Origin of the sequence: Pseudomonas sp. R45(2017) (assembly GCF_002112305.1) — a bacterium.
In the GTDB taxonomy this organism is placed as follows: domain Bacteria; phylum Pseudomonadota; class Gammaproteobacteria; order Pseudomonadales; family Pseudomonadaceae; genus Aquipseudomonas; species Aquipseudomonas paraglycinae.
The window spans coordinates 62,465-79,116 of sequence record NZ_NEHH01000017.1 but is presented as its reverse complement, the minus strand read 5'-3'; the positions used below and the strand labels follow the sequence as shown (position 1 = coordinate 79,116).

Annotated in this window: 19 protein-coding genes and 1 tRNA gene; 8 read left to right on the top strand and 12 right to left on the bottom strand. The window is 59.0% G+C overall.

What is annotated here, in order from left to right; translation table 11 throughout:
* Positions 1-256 precede the first annotated feature (256 nt).
* The 3 genes from CAF74_RS29350 to CAF74_RS28095 all read left to right on the top strand — a co-directional run bounded on the left by CAF74_RS29350 (position 257) and on the right by CAF74_RS28095 (position 1,443).
* A complete protein-coding gene (locus CAF74_RS29350; protein WP_085748517.1) occupies positions 257-499 on the top strand; it encodes an HNH/endonuclease VII fold putative polymorphic toxin in 243 nt (80 codons plus the stop codon).
* Positions 500-501: 2 nt separating this feature from the next.
* Positions 502-897, top strand: a complete 396-nt coding sequence (locus tag CAF74_RS28105) for an Imm50 family immunity protein (RefSeq protein WP_085748516.1) — start codon at positions 502-504, stop codon at positions 895-897.
* Positions 898-1,065: 168 nt separating this feature from the next.
* Complete coding sequence (locus tag CAF74_RS28095; protein ID WP_085748514.1) at positions 1,066-1,443, top strand: hypothetical protein; 378 nt, start codon at positions 1,066-1,068, stop codon at positions 1,441-1,443.
* Positions 1,444-1,524: 81 nt separating this feature from the next.
* Here CAF74_RS28095 and CAF74_RS29310 read toward each other — a convergent pair whose 3' ends face one another.
* From CAF74_RS29310 to CAF74_RS28080, 4 genes are all read right to left on the bottom strand, one after another.
* Positions 1,525-1,689, bottom strand: coding sequence for a hypothetical protein (locus CAF74_RS29310; protein ID WP_176240521.1), 165 nt, complete (start codon positions 1,687-1,689; stop codon positions 1,525-1,527).
* 123 nt (positions 1,690-1,812) lie between these two features.
* Positions 1,813-2,235: a glycine zipper domain-containing protein gene (locus tag CAF74_RS28090; RefSeq protein WP_007952177.1), complete on the bottom strand. Its 423-nt coding sequence runs from the start codon at positions 2,233-2,235 to the stop codon at positions 1,813-1,815.
* Between the two features lie 137 nt (positions 2,236-2,372).
* Positions 2,373-2,741 (bottom strand): hypothetical protein, encoded by a 369-nt coding sequence (locus CAF74_RS28085; protein ID WP_011333227.1) that lies wholly within the window; start codon positions 2,739-2,741, stop codon positions 2,373-2,375.
* A gap of 310 nt (positions 2,742-3,051) precedes the next feature.
* Entirely contained in the window at positions 3,052-3,240 is a 189-nt protein-coding gene (locus tag CAF74_RS28080; protein ID WP_085748513.1) for a hypothetical protein, read from the bottom strand.
* A 242-nt stretch (positions 3,241-3,482) separates the two neighbouring features.
* Between CAF74_RS28080 and CAF74_RS28075 the strand changes: the two genes are divergently transcribed.
* Positions 3,483-3,761, top strand: coding sequence for a hypothetical protein (locus tag CAF74_RS28075; protein WP_064594653.1), 279 nt, complete (start codon positions 3,483-3,485; stop codon positions 3,759-3,761).
* A 53-nt stretch (positions 3,762-3,814) separates the two neighbouring features.
* On the opposite strand, the gene CAF74_RS28070 is transcribed toward CAF74_RS28075, so the two are convergent.
* Complete coding sequence (locus CAF74_RS28070; RefSeq protein ID WP_085748512.1) at positions 3,815-4,135, bottom strand: YbjQ family protein; 321 nt, start codon at positions 4,133-4,135, stop codon at positions 3,815-3,817.
* A gap of 154 nt (positions 4,136-4,289) precedes the next feature.
* Positions 4,290-4,379 (bottom strand) — tRNA-Ser (locus CAF74_RS28065).
* A 307-nt stretch (positions 4,380-4,686) separates the two neighbouring features.
* On the opposite strand from CAF74_RS28065, the gene CAF74_RS28060 reads away from it, so the two are divergent.
* The 3 genes from CAF74_RS28060 to CAF74_RS28050 all read left to right on the top strand — a co-directional run bounded on the left by CAF74_RS28060 (position 4,687) and on the right by CAF74_RS28050 (position 7,421).
* Complete coding sequence (locus CAF74_RS28060; protein ID WP_011333225.1) at positions 4,687-5,376, top strand: crotonase/enoyl-CoA hydratase family protein; 690 nt, start codon at positions 4,687-4,689, stop codon at positions 5,374-5,376.
* A 216-nt stretch (positions 5,377-5,592) separates the two neighbouring features.
* Positions 5,593-6,315, top strand: a complete 723-nt coding sequence (locus CAF74_RS28055; RefSeq protein WP_085748519.1) for a 1-acylglycerol-3-phosphate O-acyltransferase — start codon at positions 5,593-5,595, stop codon at positions 6,313-6,315.
* 134 nt (positions 6,316-6,449) lie between these two features.
* On the top strand, positions 6,450-7,421 hold the full coding sequence (locus CAF74_RS28050) for a magnesium and cobalt transport protein CorA (RefSeq protein WP_085748511.1): 972 nt from the start codon (positions 6,450-6,452) through the stop codon (positions 7,419-7,421).
* Positions 7,422-7,460: 39 nt separating this feature from the next.
* Here the strand turns inward: CAF74_RS28050 and CAF74_RS28045 are convergent, their stop codons facing one another.
* The 3 genes from CAF74_RS28045 to CAF74_RS28035 all read right to left on the bottom strand — a co-directional run bounded on the left by CAF74_RS28045 (position 7,461) and on the right by CAF74_RS28035 (position 11,646).
* A complete protein-coding gene (locus CAF74_RS28045) occupies positions 7,461-8,183 on the bottom strand; it encodes an amidotransferase (RefSeq protein WP_007959955.1) in 723 nt (240 codons plus the stop codon).
* A gap of 95 nt (positions 8,184-8,278) precedes the next feature.
* Complete coding sequence (locus CAF74_RS28040) at positions 8,279-10,423, bottom strand: 3-hydroxyacyl-CoA dehydrogenase NAD-binding domain-containing protein (protein ID WP_085748510.1); 2,145 nt, start codon at positions 10,421-10,423, stop codon at positions 8,279-8,281.
* 17 nt (positions 10,424-10,440) lie between these two features.
* Positions 10,441-11,646, bottom strand: coding sequence for an acetyl-CoA C-acetyltransferase (locus CAF74_RS28035; RefSeq protein ID WP_085748509.1), 1,206 nt, complete (start codon positions 11,644-11,646; stop codon positions 10,441-10,443).
* A 624-nt stretch (positions 11,647-12,270) separates the two neighbouring features.
* Between CAF74_RS28035 and CAF74_RS28030 the strand changes: the two genes are divergently transcribed.
* A complete protein-coding gene (locus CAF74_RS28030) occupies positions 12,271-13,056 on the top strand; it encodes a cytochrome c (protein ID WP_085748508.1) in 786 nt (261 codons plus the stop codon).
* Between the two features lie 14 nt (positions 13,057-13,070).
* On the opposite strand, the gene CAF74_RS28025 is transcribed toward CAF74_RS28030, so the two are convergent.
* From CAF74_RS28025 to CAF74_RS28015, 3 genes are read right to left on the bottom strand one after another with little or no spacing between them, the layout of a single operon-like run.
* Positions 13,071-13,880, bottom strand: a complete 810-nt coding sequence (locus CAF74_RS28025; RefSeq protein ID WP_007959971.1) for a transglutaminase family protein — start codon at positions 13,878-13,880, stop codon at positions 13,071-13,073.
* Positions 13,877-14,827 (bottom strand): alpha-E domain-containing protein, encoded by a 951-nt coding sequence (locus CAF74_RS28020; RefSeq protein ID WP_007959974.1) that lies wholly within the window; start codon positions 14,825-14,827, stop codon positions 13,877-13,879. Before CAF74_RS28020 ends, CAF74_RS28025 begins: the two co-directional genes overlap by 4 nt.
* 12 nt (positions 14,828-14,839) lie before the next feature.
* Positions 14,840-16,249, bottom strand: coding sequence for a circularly permuted type 2 ATP-grasp protein (locus CAF74_RS28015; protein WP_085748507.1), 1,410 nt, complete (start codon positions 16,247-16,249; stop codon positions 14,840-14,842).
* Positions 16,250-16,652 lie beyond the last annotated feature (403 nt).

The following is a 16,652-nucleotide window of genomic DNA, read 5'->3' as shown; positions in this document are numbered from 1 at the left end:
CGGGGGACTCAATCAGTATCAGTACGTGCCGAATCCGACGGGGTGGGTGGATCCGCTGGGGTTGACGTCCAACTGTCCTCCAAAGAGTGAACGCTCAGCCATTTGCCCTAATCCGGGTGAACCTGAGCAGCCAGACATCTCAAGACGAGGAGCATTCAGACAGGCAAAAGCTGACGCTGGGATTCCGAGGGGTCAGCAGCCGGACATACAGATAGACAAGGTAAATGGACGCCAGCGTCAATATACTTACACGAACATGACTAATAAAAGTGGAAAAAATATTCTATCCAGCACCGGGATGCCGATCCCGACTAGAGAGTATAGGTTCACTAGAGAGGACGGATTCATTGTGATACTGCAAGACCATACTGCCGGTCACAAATTCGGAGCTACCGACAATAAAGGCGATCAAGGCTCTCATTTTAACGTACGACCTGCAGACGATCCTAGAAACGGAAAAGTTGACAACACACATGAGCACTATCCATTCAGGAGGTAAAAATGCAGTACTGGAACGACCTTGAAGGGAGTACTTTTTTTTCTATGGTGTTCAGCAATCGCATCGAGATTGGTGAAATAAAGCTGTTCTCCATAGATATTGATAGCAATCAATCTTTGGTTACTATGGCCTTCGACATAAGGGAAGTACCCGACAAACCGCCAAGAAAGTGGCAATCAGCTCAATATAATGCTTGCCGAATTGGAATCACCTGCAGTGAGGTTGAGAGCATTACAATTAAAAATCTCCCAACCAATACACCATTGAAATTGACAATCCTTGGAAATGACCTCCGGTTTAAGGTAACGGCAATTTCGGAGAATTCCGCCATTGAGTTCACGACATCTTTTCTGAGACTTAGAGACCCCACAGTTTATCTAACCGAGACTCCTTTTTGATTAGCACGGTATATCCTTTAATCGGGACCAACTGGAAAGATGAAGCAAAATTTGCTTTCGTGGATACCAACACAAATGATGAAATCACGATTCTACACACCAAAAGTAGAAAAGAGTTTTTGCGGACAATTAATGGTAATGCACAAGATAAAACAGTAAGACCTTCTCGTGACTAAGACACACAAAGCATTGGTCGTCGAAATAGACCATTTGGTAGAAGACGCTGTCTTGCTGACTGTTGAGGGCGTTGAGGTTAGGTGCTTCGCAAGCTACAGCCCTTCGAAAATTGAGGTCGGAAATACTTACGACGTTGAGTTCGAAATGGTGTTGTCTGGTGAGGAATTTGCGTCAGCTACACAATGCAAAAAAAAGCAGATCAAGATGCTCGGTAGCGGATTCCCCTGTGAGGTTTATGGCTACCTGGATGGCAAGATTTTCCGGTCGTTTGTTGATTTTACGGATCAGGATATCCACTACGAATACCCAAATCTGGATGGGCAGTTCGTCAAAATTAACGCGGACAGGATTGATGTCTCGTTTGTTTGAGCGAATGGCGGGGTTAGAACACTGCTCACTCGCTGAAGACTCTAAATAGAATTTCCAATATTCGACGAAACGAGCATCCAATCACTCATCATCATCAAAATCCTCATACTCAAGCTCTTCCTCACCCTCCAAAAGCGGAACCGTCGCATCATCCATCAACGACCCCGGGTCTTCATTCCCCGGATCATTGATAAACGGCAATCCGCTCGGGCCTTTTTCTTCATTGCCTTCGGTTTCGGGAGTCATGGCGCACCTCGTCAGTCGCATTCGTATACGACGTTCGAAAATTATGGTCGCTATTCGTTCCTGCGCATGACGCGCAGGCGCAAAAAACCCGGCATAAAGCCGGGTTTCCGTAGAACCGGTCACTCAACGATGACGGTTCTTGTGTTTGTTCTTGTGCTTGTGACCACCGCCGGAGTGCGACTTGCCGCCATCGTCACCCAGGTTGTTGCCGACCGCGCCACCCGCTGCGCCGCCCAACCCTGCGCCGATAGTCGAACCGGTGGAGCCGCCGAGGCTGTTGCCGACGACGGACCCGCCTGCGGCGCCGAGGCCACCGCCAATGGCGGCTTCCGTGCGATTGCGTTTGTTCGCTCCGACGGCACTGCCGGCCGCGCCACCAACGCCAGCACCCACCGCAGCACCGGTGCTGCCGCCGAGTTGGCCGCCGACCACATTGCCCAACGCGCCACCCAATCCACCACCCACGGCGGCCGTGCCATCACCGGCGGCCATGGCGCCTTGGGCCACGAACAATCCCAAAACCAATGCGGATAATGTCAATCGCATACAGACCTCACAGGTCCCGAGTCGGGACGGTTCGCCCGCGGAGGGGGCTACGTAGCATTGGAGGCGAATTCGGGAAAAACGTTCAGCAACGAAAAGGCCCGGCATAAAGCCGGGCCTTTTCAGTCACGCGTTGGCAATCAGTGACGCTTGTGACCCTTGGACAAGTTGCTGCCCACTGCGCCGCCAGCAGCACCGCCCAAGCCGGCACCGATAGTCGCACCGTTCTTGCCACCCAGGCTGTTACCGATGATCGAACCACCCGCTGCACCGACACCACCGCCAATAGCCGCCTTTGTGCGGGCTCCCTTCTTCGCTGCCAACGCACCGCCAGCCGCGCCGGCCAGGCCAGCGCCAATGGCCGCGCCGTTGCTGCCGCCCATTTTCTGGCCAACCACGTTACCCAGCGCGCCGCCCAGACCGCCACCCAGTGCGGCGGTACCGTCGCCAGCCATTGCACCTTGAGCAACCAGAAGCCCCAGAACCAGAGCAGGCAGAGTTAAACGCATGACGAAAAACCTCAACAGAAGGAATAAAAAAGGGCGCAGATTGAATGCTGTTGCCGCGGCAATGTCCAGCGTCGCCGCGTACTTGGCGCCGATTGGACAGCGATTATGGAAAAGGTTTTATGGCAGGCAAAAAAAAGCCCGCTGGGGAGACGGGCTGGAGACTTGCTTTCTAACGGATGGCTTCACCCTACTCAGCCGGGTGTGAAAAGTTTGTGAAAGAAACCAAACGAATTTGCAATTTCTGTAGGGCATTTCTCAAATAAAAGAAACAAAAAACCCCGCTCAATGGCGGGGCCGTGTGGCATCCGGATTACTTCCTGGAACGTGCCGTCACCTTGGGCAGAAATTTTGCTTTAGGCCCCTTGGGTGCCGTGGACTTGATCTTGCCGGTCTGCACCGGATCCTCACCGAATCCGGCCTGATACTCCGTCTGGCCGCAGCGCACGCAATTGTTGAATGAAAACTCAGCCCCGTCGTCTTCGATGTACGGATCAGTCATCTCTTCACCCCTTTCCAAATGCGGGCCGACACCGGCAAACCCTTTTGCCTGAAAAAATATCGACCTCCAAGGCTTTTGAGACTAGCCGGTCATTCCTGGACTTGTGATTCAGATCACCCGAAGCCCGACGAATGGCCTAAGGAAATTAAACACATTGAGGAACCGTTGGTCCCACGCGGCTAAAGATTTGCGGCGACCGGCCGCTGCCCTTTTTCGTACGCAATGAATCTCAAGGAGAGAACATGGAAATCAAAGGATTCCCCACACTGCCCGTTGTAAAGCTCACGGATGAACAGATCGCCGCCGGCAAAGCCGGGGCGGAGAAACTCAAGGAAAAGATCGCTTCAGGTGAAATTGTCATCAAGCAGCCGACCGGACCGAGTCCGTTGCAGCCTGGCGTCATCTACCACCCGGACCCGGTTCAGCCAGTTCAACCCGGCGATACACCGCCTCTCGTCGCGATCGACACGCCGCTGACCTACGACTCGAAAGGCACTATCCTGCTCAAACCACAGGGCTGATTGTCAGCAAAGAGCCCATTCCGTTGAATGGGCTCACAAGCGGAAACCAATGCTCAGCGCAACTTGACCGCTGTACCGGTCGCAAACACCACTACCATGCCGCCCTTCCCTGCCGGCATGCTGATCTCGAAATCCACCCCGACCACCGCATCCGCCTGCAAGGCCCGCGCGCGCTCCCTGATCTCGTCAGTCGCCTGAACACGCGCCTCCTTCAACGCCCGCTCCAGCGTCTGCGAACGCCCGCCGAAAAAGTCCCGCATGCCCGCGAACATATCGCGAATCACATTCACGCCCTGCACCGACTCGGCACTGACGATGTCCAGATACGCCGTAATCTGCCGGCCTTCGATGGAGTGGGTGGTGGAAATGATCATGGAGGTCGTCCTTTTACTTGCCGGATAAAGCCGCGATTGTAATGCCCTGGCAAAGGGAAGCCGAACCGATCTCTGTGACCAAAAAAATCCGGACGCCAGAATGCACAAAACCCCTGGCTTCTTTCGAAACCAGGGGTTTTGTTTACATCGAATTTGGCGGTGAAGGAGAGATTCGAACTCTCGATACAGTTTCCTGTATACACACTTTCCAGGCGTGCTCCTTAAGCCACTCGGACACTTCACCGTATCTCTTCAAACATGTTCTGTCTGTCGAGGCGCGCTAATGTAGTCGAAAGCTTTTCTGATGGCAAACTTTTTTTCAGAATTTTCATGCGGTTAAGAGAAAAAGTCGCTTCCACCTTCTAGGGGCCATGGCAATCCGGCCAATCTCGGGTGGGCGCAGCCCTTCTATATAGGTGCGCAGGCGTCAGGCGCGGGGCGTGTTGCAGCGCATCGGCCGGTAAACGGTGACTGGCGGGTCAGTCACAGTGCTTTACCTGACCGGCGACGGTGGGTAACGTCTGCCCATCTTTCTTATAAGGAATTGCGCCATGAGCGACCTGATTGCCTACCACCTCGAAGACGGTATCGCGACCCTGACCCTGAGCAACGGCAAGGTCAACGCCATTTCCCCGGACGTGATCGCGGCCTTCAACGCGGCGCTGGATCAGGCGGTGGCGGATCGTGCCATTGTGATCATCACCGGTCAGCCGGGCATTCTCTCTGGCGGCTACGACCTGAAAGTGATGACTGCCGGCCCTAAAGAAGCCGTGTCGCTGGTGACCGCCGGCTCGACCCTGGCCCGCCGCCTGTTGTCGCACCCGTTCCCGGTGATTGTTGCTTGCCCGGGGCATGCCGTAGCCAAAGGCGCATTCATTCTGTTGTCCGCCGATTACCGGATCGGTGTCGACGGCCCGTTCAGCATTGGTCTGAACGAAGTGCAGATCGGCATGACCATGCACCACGCCGGCATCGAGCTGGCCCGTGATCGCCTGCGTCGCTCGGCCTTCCACCGCTCGGTCATCAATGGCGAGATGTTCGATCCGCAAAGCGCAGTGGATGCCGGCTTCCTCGACAAAGTGGTCGCGGCCGAAGAACTGCAAGGCGCCGCCCTCGCCGCCGCGCGTCAGTTGAAAAAGATCAACATGACCGCACACAAGAACACCAAGTTGAAAGTGCGCAAGGCGCTGCTGGAAACCCTGGACAACGCGATCATCCAGGATCAGGAGCATCTGGGGTGACACCCGGCTCATACCGATTCAGAAAAGCCCCACCGTCGTGTCGGGCTTTTTCTTACGCGGCTTGTTGAAAACTCCGCGGCAGCTCTAGGACGCCTCTGACCAACAAGTCGGAAACATGCGCTTAAACATCGCCCATCTCCGGACTCTATAGCGGCAATTGCCGAAAACAGTGCACATCCGTACACTGCGCCACCTTTTGTCCCGATGGGCCTGAAAATGCTGTTTGTGTTTCGTATGTTATTGATGGGCCTGCACTTTATTCTGGCGGGGATACTCGGAGTGATCCTCGGGCTGTGCCGGCCATTCAATCCGGACAACAGTCGCCTGTGCGCCCGCCTCTATGCACTGCCGGCCATGTGCATTTTGCGTCTGCGAGTGAAGGCCGAAGTCGGCCCGTTGATGAACAAACCCGACAGCTGCGTGATCATCGCCAATCATCAGTCCAACTATGACCTGTTCGTGTTCGGCAACGTGGTGCCGCGTCGGACGGTGTGCATCGGCAAAAAGAGCCTGAAGTGGGTGCCGCTGTTCGGGCAGCTGTTCTGGCTGGCGGGCAATGTGTTGATCGATCGTGGGAACGCGCACAAGGCGCGCCAGTCGATGCTGACCACCACCGACACCTTGCAGCACAAAGACACCTCGATCTGGGTGTTCCCGGAAGGCACGCGCAACCTGGGTGAGGAACTGCTGCCATTCAAGAAAGGCGCGTTCCAGATGGCCATCGCCGCCGGGGTGCCGATCGTTCCGGTGTGTGTCAGCAGCTACATCAAGCACATGCGTCTGAACCGCTGGCACAGCGGGAAAGTTCTCATACGCTCGCTGCCGGCAATTCCTACCGTCGGCCTGACCATGGATGACATGCCCATGCTGATCAACCAGTGCCGCGAACAGATGCGCGAATGCATCGATGCGATGGACCGGCAGCTGCAAGCTGCGTGAAAAAGAAGCCCGCCCTGTGCGGGTTTTCTTTTGCCCGGTGAACTGTGCAGATTTCACTGACTCTCAAGCAGCGACACGGCTAAGCTGAAGCCATGTCTCCCCTGCCATCTGCCAAGAAGAAGTGAATCACCACCATGGGTCGAGTTGTTGCTGCTGCGGTTTACAGCGCCGGTAAGAAAGTCACCAATATTTCCCTCGACGAAGGCGCGGCCTGGGCCGCCAAGACCGGCCACTTCGTCTGGATCGGCCTCGAAGAGCCGAGCGCCCAGGAACTGTCCAACCTGCAACGTCAGTTCAACCTGCACGAACTGGCCATCGAAGACGCCCTGGAAAAGCACAGCCGGCCGAAGCTGGAAACCTTTGGCGACGCGCTGTTCATCGTCACCTACTCGCCGGTGCGCGAACACGGGATTCTGCAGTTCATCGAAACCCACATCTTCGCCGGCAAGGGCTACATCATCACTGCCCGCAATGGCCACTCGGCGTCCTACGCCCACGTCCGCCAACGCTGTGAGGCGCGGCCGCTGTTGTTGGAGCACGGGGAAGATTTCGTACTGTATGCGCTGCTGGATTTCGTGATCGAAAACTATCAGCCAGTGGGCGAAGCGATCCACGCCGAGATCGATGAACTGGAACGCAACGTGTTGTGCAGCGCATTGAATGAATACGACATCCAGAAGCTGCACGGCCTGCGTCGCGACGTCCTGCGCCTGCGCCGTTACGCCGCGCCAATGGTGGAAATCGGCGAAGAACTGCAGAAGCTGAGCTTCCCCTTCATCGACAAGAACATGCGCCCGTACTTTCGCGACGTGCAGATCCACGTGAACCGGCAGATGGAAGATCTGACCACCCTGGCCGATATCGCCAGCCAGACCATCGAAATCGGCGTGCTGCTGGAAGCATCACGCCAGAGCGTGGTGCAGCGCAAATTCGCTGCATGGGCGGCGATTCTGGCGTTCCCGACAGCGGTGGCCGGGATCTACGGGATGAACTTCCAGAACATGCCGGAGCTGAGCTGGCACTACGGCTATTTCGGCGTGCTGGGCTTTATCACGGTCGGCTGCGTGAGCCTGTGGGCGAGCTTCAAGAAATCCGGCTGGCTATAAGAAAAAACGCCCCCGTGTAAAACACGGGGGCGTCTGGATTCAAGCAGCGGTCGGCTTGTGCGCCACGAAACGCATCATCCATTCCGCGACGGTGGTGCCGTGGTGCTGATGCTCCAGACTGGCCACACCCTTACTGTAAACCTGCTCGCCCAGCGCTTCCTGACGCAGATCCAGCAGCGCTCGCGAGTAGTCGTGAATGAATTCCGGATGACCCTGGAAGCACAGCACCTGATCGTTGATGTGGTACGCGGCAAACGGGCAGAAATCGCTCGACGCAATCACCGTTGCATTCTCCGGCAGCGCCGTCACCTGGTCCTGGTGACTGATCAACAGCGTCAGCTCTTCACGCACCGGGCTCATCCACGGCGCCTTGGCCGCCAGTTTGTAGTTGTGGATGCCGACACCCCAGCCTTGCGTGGCGCGCTCGCTCTTGCCGCCCAGCAGCAGCGCCAGCAGTTGATGGCCGAAGCACACGCCGAGCAGTTTGTCGCCGCGCTCATAGCGGGTCAGCAGGTATTGCTTGAGGGTCTGGATCCACGGGTCGGTACCGAACGAGTCGGCCTTGCTGCCGGTGACCAGGTACGCATCGAAGGTCAGGTCATCACTCGGATAATCGCCCTGCATCACGTTGTACACCGTGAACTCGGCGGCGATCGGCTGTTGCGAGAACAGGCGCTGGAACATCTGCCCGTAACCCTGATATTCATCGACCAGTTCCGGACGCAGGATGTCGGTTTCCAGAATGCAGATGCGTAGCGACATAAAAAATACCTGACACGTGATGGGAATAATGCACACCCCAGAGCCTGCCTTGAAACCACCCGGCAAGGCAAGCCCCGAAATGCGTCCCCAGCCCGTTAGAACAATTCGCCCCTCGCAGCCTTCTCAAGCAGCAACGCTGGCGGTGCGAAACGCTCGCCGTACTGCTCCGCCAGATACTGCGCCCGCGCGACGAAATCCTTCACGCCATATTGATTGATGAACTGCAACGCGCCGCCCGTCCATGCCGCAAAACCGATGCCGAAAATCGAGCCGACGTTGGCGTCCGCCGTCGACGTCAGCACGCCCTCCTCCAAGCAACGCACGGTTTCGATGGCCTGCACGAACAGCAGTCGATCACGCACATCCTTCGGCGATATCTGCCCGTCGGCTTTCTCGAACCGGGTTTTCAGCTCGGGCCACAGATGTTTCTGCCCACCCGCCGGGTACTCATAAAAACCGCCTCCCGCTGCCTTGCCCGGCCGCTTGTATTCGTTGAGCAGCAAGTCAATCACGGCGAACGCCGGGTGCTCAATCAGCGGTTTCCCTTCTGCTTGAAGGTCTTTGGCCGTTTGCTGACGGATATGGCTCATCAGGCTGAGGGAAACTTCGTCAGAGATCGCCAGCGGTCCTACAGGCATGCCGGCCTTGCGCGCTTCGGTCTCGATCATCGGCGCGCTGACGCCCTCACCCAGCATCGCAATGCCTTCATTGGTGAAAGTGCCGAATACTCGCGAAGTGAAGAAACCACGACTGTCGTTGACCACAATCGGGGTTTTCTTGATTTGCAGTACGAAATCGAACCCGCGTGCGAGGGTTTCGTCGCTGGTTTGCGCGCCCTTGATGATTTCCACCAGCGGCATCTTTTCCACCGGGCTGAAGAAGTGCAGGCCGATAAACTTGCTTTGATCCGGTACTGCGGTCGCCAAGCCAGTGATGGGCAAGGTCGATGTGTTGGAAGCAATCACAGCGTCGGCGCCAACCACCTGTTGCGCTGCTGCCGAGACCTTGGCCTTGAGTTGACGATCCTCGAACACCGCCTCGATGATCAGATCGCAACCCGCCAGATCGGCATCGCTTTCGGTCGGGTGAATACGCGCCAGCACCGCTTCACGCTGCTGCGCAGACATTTGCCCGCGAGCGACTTTCTTGTCCAGCAACGCCGCCGAATGCGCCTTGCCCTTTTCCGCAGCCGCGAGGTTGATGTCCTTGAGCACCACGTCGATCCCGGCCGATGCGCTGACATAGGCGATCCCGGCGCCCATCATGCCCGCGCCGAGTACGCCCACGCGTTTCGTCACATAAGGCGCAAAACCCTGCGGCCGCGAACCGCCGGCATTGATTTCATTGAGCTGGAACCAGAACGTACCGATCAGGTTTTTCGAGATCTGGCCGGTGGTCAGTTCGGTGAAGTAGCGGGTTTCGATCAGGTGCGCCGTGTCGAAATCCACCTGCGCGCCTTCCACCGCCGCGCACAGAATCTTCTCCGGCGCCGGCAACGTGCCCTGGGTTTTGGTGCGCAGGATCGACGGCGCAATCGCCAGCATCTGAGCAACTTTCGGGTTCGACGGAGTGCCGCCGGGAATCTGATAACCCTTCACATCCCAACGCTGCACGGCCGCAGGATTGGCCAGAATCCAGGCCCGGGCCTTGGCCAGTAGCTCATCGCGATCCGCCGCCAGCTCATCGATCAATCCGGCCTGCAACGCCTGCTGCGGACGGACTTTCTTGCCTTCAAGCAAATACGGCAAAGCCTTTTCGATGCCCAGCATCCGCACCATCCGCACCACGCCACCGCCGCCCGGCAACAGGCCGAGGGTCACTTCCGGCAAACCGAGTTGCACCGATGCATCGTCCAACGCAACGCGGTGGTGGCAGGCCAGGCAGATTTCCCAGCCGCCGCCGAGCGCCGCGCCGTTGATCGCCGCGACCACCGGTTTGCCGAGGGTTTCCAGAGTGCGCAACTGGCCCTTGAGGGTCAGCACCATGTCGTAGAACGCCTTGGCTTCGGGCTTACCGACCTTGATCAATTCATTCAGGTCGCCGCCGGCGAAGAAGGTTTTCTTGGCCGAAGTGATGATCACCCCGGCGATGTCATCTTTTTCCGCCTGCAGTCGGGCGACGCTGTCGGCCATGGCCTCGCGGTACACCGCGTTCATGGTGTTGGCGCTCTGGCCCGGCATGTCGATGGTCAGGAGAACGATACCGTCCTGGCCTTTTTCGTAACGAATGGCTTGGGTCATGACAGGATTCCTTGGGGTCAGAGGCGTTCGATGATGGTGGCGATGCCCATGCCGCCGCCGACGCACAGCGTCGCGAGGCCGTAGCGCAGGCGCCGGGCTTCCAGTTCATCGAGCAAGGTGCCGAGGATCGCGCAACCGGTGGCGCCCAGCGGATGGCCCATGGCGATCGAGCCGCCATTGACGTTGACCTTGTCCGGGTCGACAGCCATGTCCTTGATGAATTTGAGCACCACCGAGGCGAACGCCTCGTTGACTTCAAACAGGTCGATGTCCTCCACCCGCAGCCCGGCCTTGGCCAGCGCCTTGCGAGTGGCCGGCGCCGGGCCGGTGAGCATGATGGTCGGGTCGGTGCTGGTGACCGCCGTGGCGACAATCCGCGCCCGAGGTTGCAGACCCAACGCACGCCCCTTCGCTTCGGAGCCAATCAGCATCAGCGCCGCGCCGTCGACGATCCCCGAGCTGTTGCCCGGCGTGTGCACATGATTGATTCGCTCGACATGGCTGTAGACCCGCAATGCCGTGGCGTCGAAGCCCATCTGACCGATCATTTCGAAACTCGGCTTGAGCTTGCCCAGGCCTTCAAGGGTCGACTCGGCGCGAATGAATTCATCGTGATCGAGCAGGATGATGCCGTTCTGGTCCTGCACCGGCACCAGCGACTTGCTGAACGAACCGTCGGCCCGGGCGCGGGCAGCTTTCTGCTGCGAGTGCAGCGCGTAGGCATCGACGTCCTGCCGGCTGAAGCCTTCAAGGGTGGCGATCAGGTCGGCGCCGACGCCTTGTGGTGTGAAGTGGCTGTGCAGGTTGGTTTGCGGGTCCAGCGCCCAGGCGCCACCGTCGCTGCCCATCGGCACTCGGGACATGGATTCGACGCCACCAACTACCACCAGGTCTTCGAACCCGGAGCGCACTTTCATCGCCCCCAGGTTCACCGCTTCCAGCCCCGAGGCGCAGAAGCGGTTGATCTGCACGCCCGCGACGCTGACGTCCCAATCAGCCACCTGCACGGCGGTCTTGGCGATGTCCGAGCCCTGATCGCCAATCGGCGTGACGCAACCGAGCACCACGTCATCGATCTGGCTGGTGTCCAGCGCCGTACGTGCCTGCAAAGCGGTCAGCAGCCCGGCCACCAGGTTCACCGGTTTGACGCTGTGCAGCGATCCGTCGGCCTTGCCCTTGCCACGGGGCGTGCGTAACGCGTCGAAAATCAAAGCTTGGGTCATGACGTCCTCGAACCTGTGCGGTGAGTGAAATTCGTACTGTCACTGTTGTCTTCGCAGGCCATCGATTCAATGACCACAGCGCTCAATGACGTTGACGCGCACGCTCAGACGGACGGTCATCCGTGGCTTGATTAACCGGTTCAGGTGCGCGAGCTGTCTAGCAAACGGGCGGCAAAGAAGCTGGCAATGGGCCTCATGCCTTTTTAATCGCGACAGGTAGCAAATACATACGAAATGGATCTAAGCGAAGCGTGACGCGGGCCCTAAGGTGAAGATGTACGTCGTTGTCGTCGGGTTTTGCCGAGACAGGCGTTCGCTACAGGAAGTGCAGCGCTTGCCGTCATGGATATGCAGGCAGGCATCAGGAAATAACAAAAAAGGCGGTCAAGCCATGTTCAAACAACCGAAAGTACGGCAAGCAGGGCTCATTCTTTTCGCCACGACGCTGTTGTTGATTCTGCCGAACCTGACCAAGGTCATCGGCTGATTCAAGCGGCAGGTATTGTTTATCGCCACTGAAAATGTGACTGGCCCGCTACCCGGGCCAGCGTGGCTGTGCCAACCTTTGCGCACTTCCACGACACGGACGGCGATCACTTGAAAACGCTCATTCTATTCGGGGCCATGCTGCTGAGCATGCCCCTGTCTGCCGCGCAGCTGAATCTGGAGCTGGGCGCGAACAGCCGCACCTGGCAGACCGAGGAGTTGCTCAAGCATCCTCAGGTACAAACCCTCACGGTCAAGAATGATGTGTCCTACAAGAAGGACATGACTTTTCGCGCCGTACCGATGGCCGCGCTGCTGACCGGCATCAAACCGGACGATCACCTGCAAGCCGTGGCACTGGACGGTTTTGCCGCAGAGCTGTCCGCCGCACCGCTACTGAACGACAAAGGCTCACGCGCCTGGCTCGCCATCGAAGATCCGGCGCAACCCTGGCCGCCGCTGTCGGAAGGCAAGCACAGCGCCGGGCCGTTCTATCTGGTGTGGACCGATCCGCAGGCCGGCAATATCAGCCCGGAACAATGGCCGTTCGAAGTGGCGAGCATCAAGCGCATGGCGCCGGTGGCCGAGCGCTTCCCTGCCCTGCTGCCGGATCCTGCGTTGAAGGCCGATGACCCGGTGAATCAGGGTTTTGCGCTGTTCCAGAAGAACTGCCTGGCCTGCCATCGCCTGAATGGCGCGGGCGATGCGCAGTTCGGGCCGGACCTGAATATTCCGTACAACCCGACCGAGTACTTCGGCGCGGACTTCCTCAAGCGCTACATTCGCGACCCACAGAGTCTGCGTCAGTGGCCGCAAGCGAAGATGCCAGGGTTTTCTGCCGAGGTGTTGCCGGATGCGGATCTGCAGAAGCTGATCGGGTATTTGCAGCACATGGCCGGGCGCAAGGTTGCGCCGGCCAAGTAATCCAATTACGCCGCTTACTGCTGCTGCACCGAGATGATTGGCGCTGGTGTCGGCGACACCAGCACTTTCGCGTGCATCTGCTCAGACCCGCCGCCCCGGCGCATGCCGCGCACCGGGCAGGCGTCGAGGTAATCCAGACCCACCGCCAGTTTCAGGTGCCGCTCCGGCCGCGCCAGCTCATTGGTCACATCAAAGCTGTACCAGGCGTCATCGATCCAGGCTTCGGCCCAGGCGTGACTGGCCAGATGCTCGCAATCCTCGCTGTACAGATAACCCGACACATACCGCGACGGCACACCGAGGCTGCGCGCGCAGGCGAGAAACGCGTGGGCGTGATCCTGGCAAACACCCGCCCGGCCGGCAAATGCCTCGGCGGCGCTGGTGTCGACTTCGGTGGCGCCCGGTTTGTAGGTCATGTGCTGGTTCAGCCCATGCATCAGGTCGATCAGTGCATTGCGGTCGCGTCGTTGTTTGCAGGATTTCTCGGCAAACGCCCGCAGCGCCTCGTCAGCCTCGGTGAGCCGGGTGAAACGCAGGAACGGCAGCGCCGACTGACTCTCGTGCTCCGCTTCGCGCAACTCGTCGATATCGACCTGCCCCCGGGCGCCGATGATGATCGCTTCGTGGGGCTCGTCCATGGTCAGCACGTGCAGGATGTTGCCGAACGGATCGAGCTGGGCACGCACCGGGCGCGGCAGGTCGAGCTGCCAGCTCAGCACGTGCTGACGCTCGCTGTCATGGGGCGTCAGGCGCAGGTACTGGATGCTCGCGCGCACCTGATCTTCGTAGTGATAGGTGGTCTCGTGGCTGATGGAAAGTCTCATGCGGCCTCCAGGTAGGAACTGTGAATGGCGTTGCCCAGCTGGCGCACCAGCGGGATGAATTCGGTGAGCCAGGCGTGCAGCCCTTCCTCAAGGATTTCTTGAATACCGGTGTAGCGCAGACGCGCGTCCATTTCCGCCGCCAGCCGTTGCGCGGGACGACCGTTGGCCCCCGGCAGTTGCGCGAGAATCTGGTCGATCTCTTCGGTACAGGCACGCAGCGAACGCGGCACGTCGGCGCGCAACAACAGCAGCTCGGCCACATGCCGGGCGCCCGGCGCATCGCGATAAATCTCGGTGTATGCCTCGAACGATGACAAGGCTCGCAACAAGGCGCTCCACTGGTAATAGGCATGGGCAGTGCCGTCGCTGACAGCTTCCGCCTGATCGCCAGCCATTTCGTAACGGGCGTCCAGCAGGCGCAAGGTGTTGTCCGCCCGCTCAATGAATGTACCCAGGCGAATGAAACGAAACGCGTCGTTGCGCATGATGGTGCCGTAGGACGCGCCCCGAAACAGGTGCGAACGTTCCTTGATCCACTCGCAGAAACGGCTCATGCCATAACGGCTGAGGCCCTGATTGGCGATGCCGCGGATCTCCAGCCAGGTGGCGTTGATGTTCTCCCACATGTCGGCGGTGATTCGTCCGCGCACCGCATGGGCGCTGGCCCGCGCCGCGCCGAGGCAACTGTAGATGCTCGCCGGGTTGGCCGCATCGAGGGCGAAGAAATGCAGCAAGCGCTCGGCATGCAGCTCGCCGTGACGTTCCAGGTAATCGTCCAGCGTGCCGGTGATCAGCAACGGCATCGCCAGTTCGTGCAGACCGTCGCCACGGCCGTCCTGCGGCATCAGCGACAGCGAATAGCTGACATCGAGCATCCGTGCGAGGTTTTCCGCCCGCTCCAGGTAACGCGACATCCAGTACAGATCCGAGGCAGTTCTACTTAACATGGCAGGCTTCCTTCAATCCTCGACCACCCAGGTGTCCTTGGTTCCGCCGCCCTGGGATGAGTTCACCACCAGAGAGCCTTCACGCAGGGCGACACGGGTCAAACCGCCGGGCACGACCCGGGTTTCGCGGCCGGACAATACGAACGGACGCAGGTCGATATGGCGCGGCGCAATGCCGTTTTCGACAAAGGTCGGACAGGTCGACAGCGACAGCGTCGGTTGCGCGATGTACGCGTGGGGCTTGGCCTTGATCCGCTCACGGAACGCATCGATTTCCGCGGTCGTCGCCGCCGGCCCCACCAGCATTCCGTAACCGCCGGAGCCCTGGGTTTCCTTGACCACCAGCTCCGGAAGATTGGCCAGTACATGGGAAAGTTCAGACGGATTGCGGCATTGCCAGGTCGGCACATTCTTCAGGATCGGTTCTTCGTCGAGGTAGAAACGGATCATCTCGGTGACAAACGGGTACACCGATTTGTCGTCCGCCACGCCGGTGCCGATGGCATTTGCCAGCACCACGTTGCCCGAGCGATAGGACGACAGCAGCCCCGGCACGCCGAGCATCGAATCCGGGCGGAACGCCAGCGGATCGAGGAATGCGTCGTCGAGCCGGCGGTAGATCACGTCCACGGCTTTCGGGCCGTCGGTGGTGCGCATGAAGACCTTGTCGTCGCGCACGAACAGGTCCGCGCCCTCCACCAGCTCCACGCCCATTTCCCGGGCCAGGAACGCATGCTCGAAAAACGCGCTGTTGAACCGACCCGGCGTCAGCACCACGACACTCGGGTCGTCGATCGGGCTTGAGCTTTTCAGGGTGTCGAGCAGCAGGTTCGGGTAATGGTCGATGGGAGCGATGCGCTGGGCCGCGAACAGTTCGGGGAACAGGCGCATCATCATCTTGCGGTCTTCGAGCATGTAGCTCACGCCGCTCGGCGTGCGCAGGTTGTCCTCGAGCACGTAGTACGTGCCGTCGCCGTCGCGCACCAGATCGACGCCGGAGATGTGCGAATAGATATCGCGGTGCAGGTCCAGCCCCTGCATCGCCAACTGATATTGCTCGTTGGCCAGCACCTGTTCGGCGGGAATGATCCCGGCCTTGATGATGCGCTGCTCGTGGTAAAGGTCGGCGAGGAACATGTTCAACGCCTTGACCCGCTGAATGCAGCCGCGCTCGACGATCCGCCACTCGCTGGCGGGAATGCTGCGCGGAATGGTGTCGAAGGGAATCAGGCGTTCTGTCCCTTGCTCGTCCCCGTAGAGCGTGAAAGTGATCCCGGCACGATGGAACAGCAGATCGGCCTCGCGCCGCCGCTGGGCCAGCAGTTCGTCAGGCGTTTCGGCCAGCCAGCGGGCAAACTCCCGGTAATGCGGGCGGATCTGGCCGCCGGCATCGTACATTTCATCAAAATAGGTGCGGATCATGCCGTACTCCTTGTCACCCCGGACATACAGGCCTTCGCAAGGCCCGTGCCATCGGCATAAACGCTTTGATTTCAATCGGTTGGATATTCACGCCACACGCACCGCACCATTCCTGTGCGGCAAATGCCCCAACCTGATCGCCCCCGCTTCATTGCGACGCAGTCCCGTCGCCTATCACCAGCATAGTCAGAGTTGATTTCACTGCTCGGTGCCGGCTGCGGATAATCCGCGCATCCGCTGCAAAAACCTCGCTGACGAAGTACGCAGCCCCACTGATCCGGCTTGCCTCGGCAGCCATCCCGGCCGTAACCCTGAGCGGTTTCCTCTCCTTCCGGTCTTCCCTTTCAGCCACCTTTTCAGGTGGCTTTTTTTTGCGCCGGTTTCTTGTTTCAGGGTTTTGCCA

Excerpts from the sequence above, each read along its gene's own strand:
- CAF74_RS28045 (WP_007959955.1), bottom strand. The coding sequence starts at position 8,183 with ATGTCGCTACGCATCTGCATTCTGGAAACCGACATCCTGCGTCCGGAA.
- CAF74_RS28025 (WP_007959971.1), bottom strand. The coding sequence starts at position 13,880 with ATGAGACTTTCCATCAGCCACGAGACCACCTATCACTACGAAGATCAG.
- CAF74_RS28060 (WP_011333225.1), top strand. The coding sequence starts at position 4,687 with ATGAGCGACCTGATTGCCTACCACCTCGAAGACGGTATCGCGACCCTG.
- CAF74_RS29350 (WP_085748517.1), top strand. The coding sequence starts at position 257 with ATGACTAATAAAAGTGGAAAAAATATTCTATCCAGCACCGGGATGCCG.
- CAF74_RS28050 (WP_085748511.1), top strand. The coding sequence starts at position 6,450 with ATGGGTCGAGTTGTTGCTGCTGCGGTTTACAGCGCCGGTAAGAAAGTC.
- CAF74_RS28015 (WP_085748507.1), bottom strand. The coding sequence starts at position 16,249 with ATGATCCGCACCTATTTTGATGAAATGTACGATGCCGGCGGCCAGATC.
- CAF74_RS28075 (WP_064594653.1), top strand. The coding sequence starts at position 3,483 with ATGGAAATCAAAGGATTCCCCACACTGCCCGTTGTAAAGCTCACGGAT.
- CAF74_RS28070 (WP_085748512.1), bottom strand. The coding sequence starts at position 4,135 with ATGATCATTTCCACCACCCACTCCATCGAAGGCCGGCAGATTACGGCG.
- CAF74_RS28080 (WP_085748513.1), bottom strand. The coding sequence starts at position 3,240 with ATGACTGATCCGTACATCGAAGACGACGGGGCTGAGTTTTCATTCAAC.
- CAF74_RS28020 (WP_007959974.1), bottom strand. The coding sequence starts at position 14,827 with ATGTTAAGTAGAACTGCCTCGGATCTGTACTGGATGTCGCGTTACCTG.
- CAF74_RS28030 (WP_085748508.1), top strand. The coding sequence starts at position 12,271 with ATGCTGCTGAGCATGCCCCTGTCTGCCGCGCAGCTGAATCTGGAGCTG.
- CAF74_RS29310 (WP_176240521.1), bottom strand. The coding sequence starts at position 1,689 with ATGACTCCCGAAACCGAAGGCAATGAAGAAAAAGGCCCGAGCGGATTG.
- CAF74_RS28040 (WP_085748510.1), bottom strand. The coding sequence starts at position 10,423 with ATGACCCAAGCCATTCGTTACGAAAAAGGCCAGGACGGTATCGTTCTC.
- CAF74_RS28035 (WP_085748509.1), bottom strand. The coding sequence starts at position 11,646 with ATGACCCAAGCTTTGATTTTCGACGCGTTACGCACGCCCCGTGGCAAG.
- CAF74_RS28105 (WP_085748516.1), top strand. The coding sequence starts at position 502 with ATGCAGTACTGGAACGACCTTGAAGGGAGTACTTTTTTTTCTATGGTG.
- CAF74_RS28055 (WP_085748519.1), top strand. The coding sequence starts at position 5,593 with ATGCTGTTTGTGTTTCGTATGTTATTGATGGGCCTGCACTTTATTCTG.
- CAF74_RS28090 (WP_007952177.1), bottom strand. The coding sequence starts at position 2,235 with ATGCGATTGACATTATCCGCATTGGTTTTGGGATTGTTCGTGGCCCAA.
- CAF74_RS28085 (WP_011333227.1), bottom strand. The coding sequence starts at position 2,741 with ATGCGTTTAACTCTGCCTGCTCTGGTTCTGGGGCTTCTGGTTGCTCAA.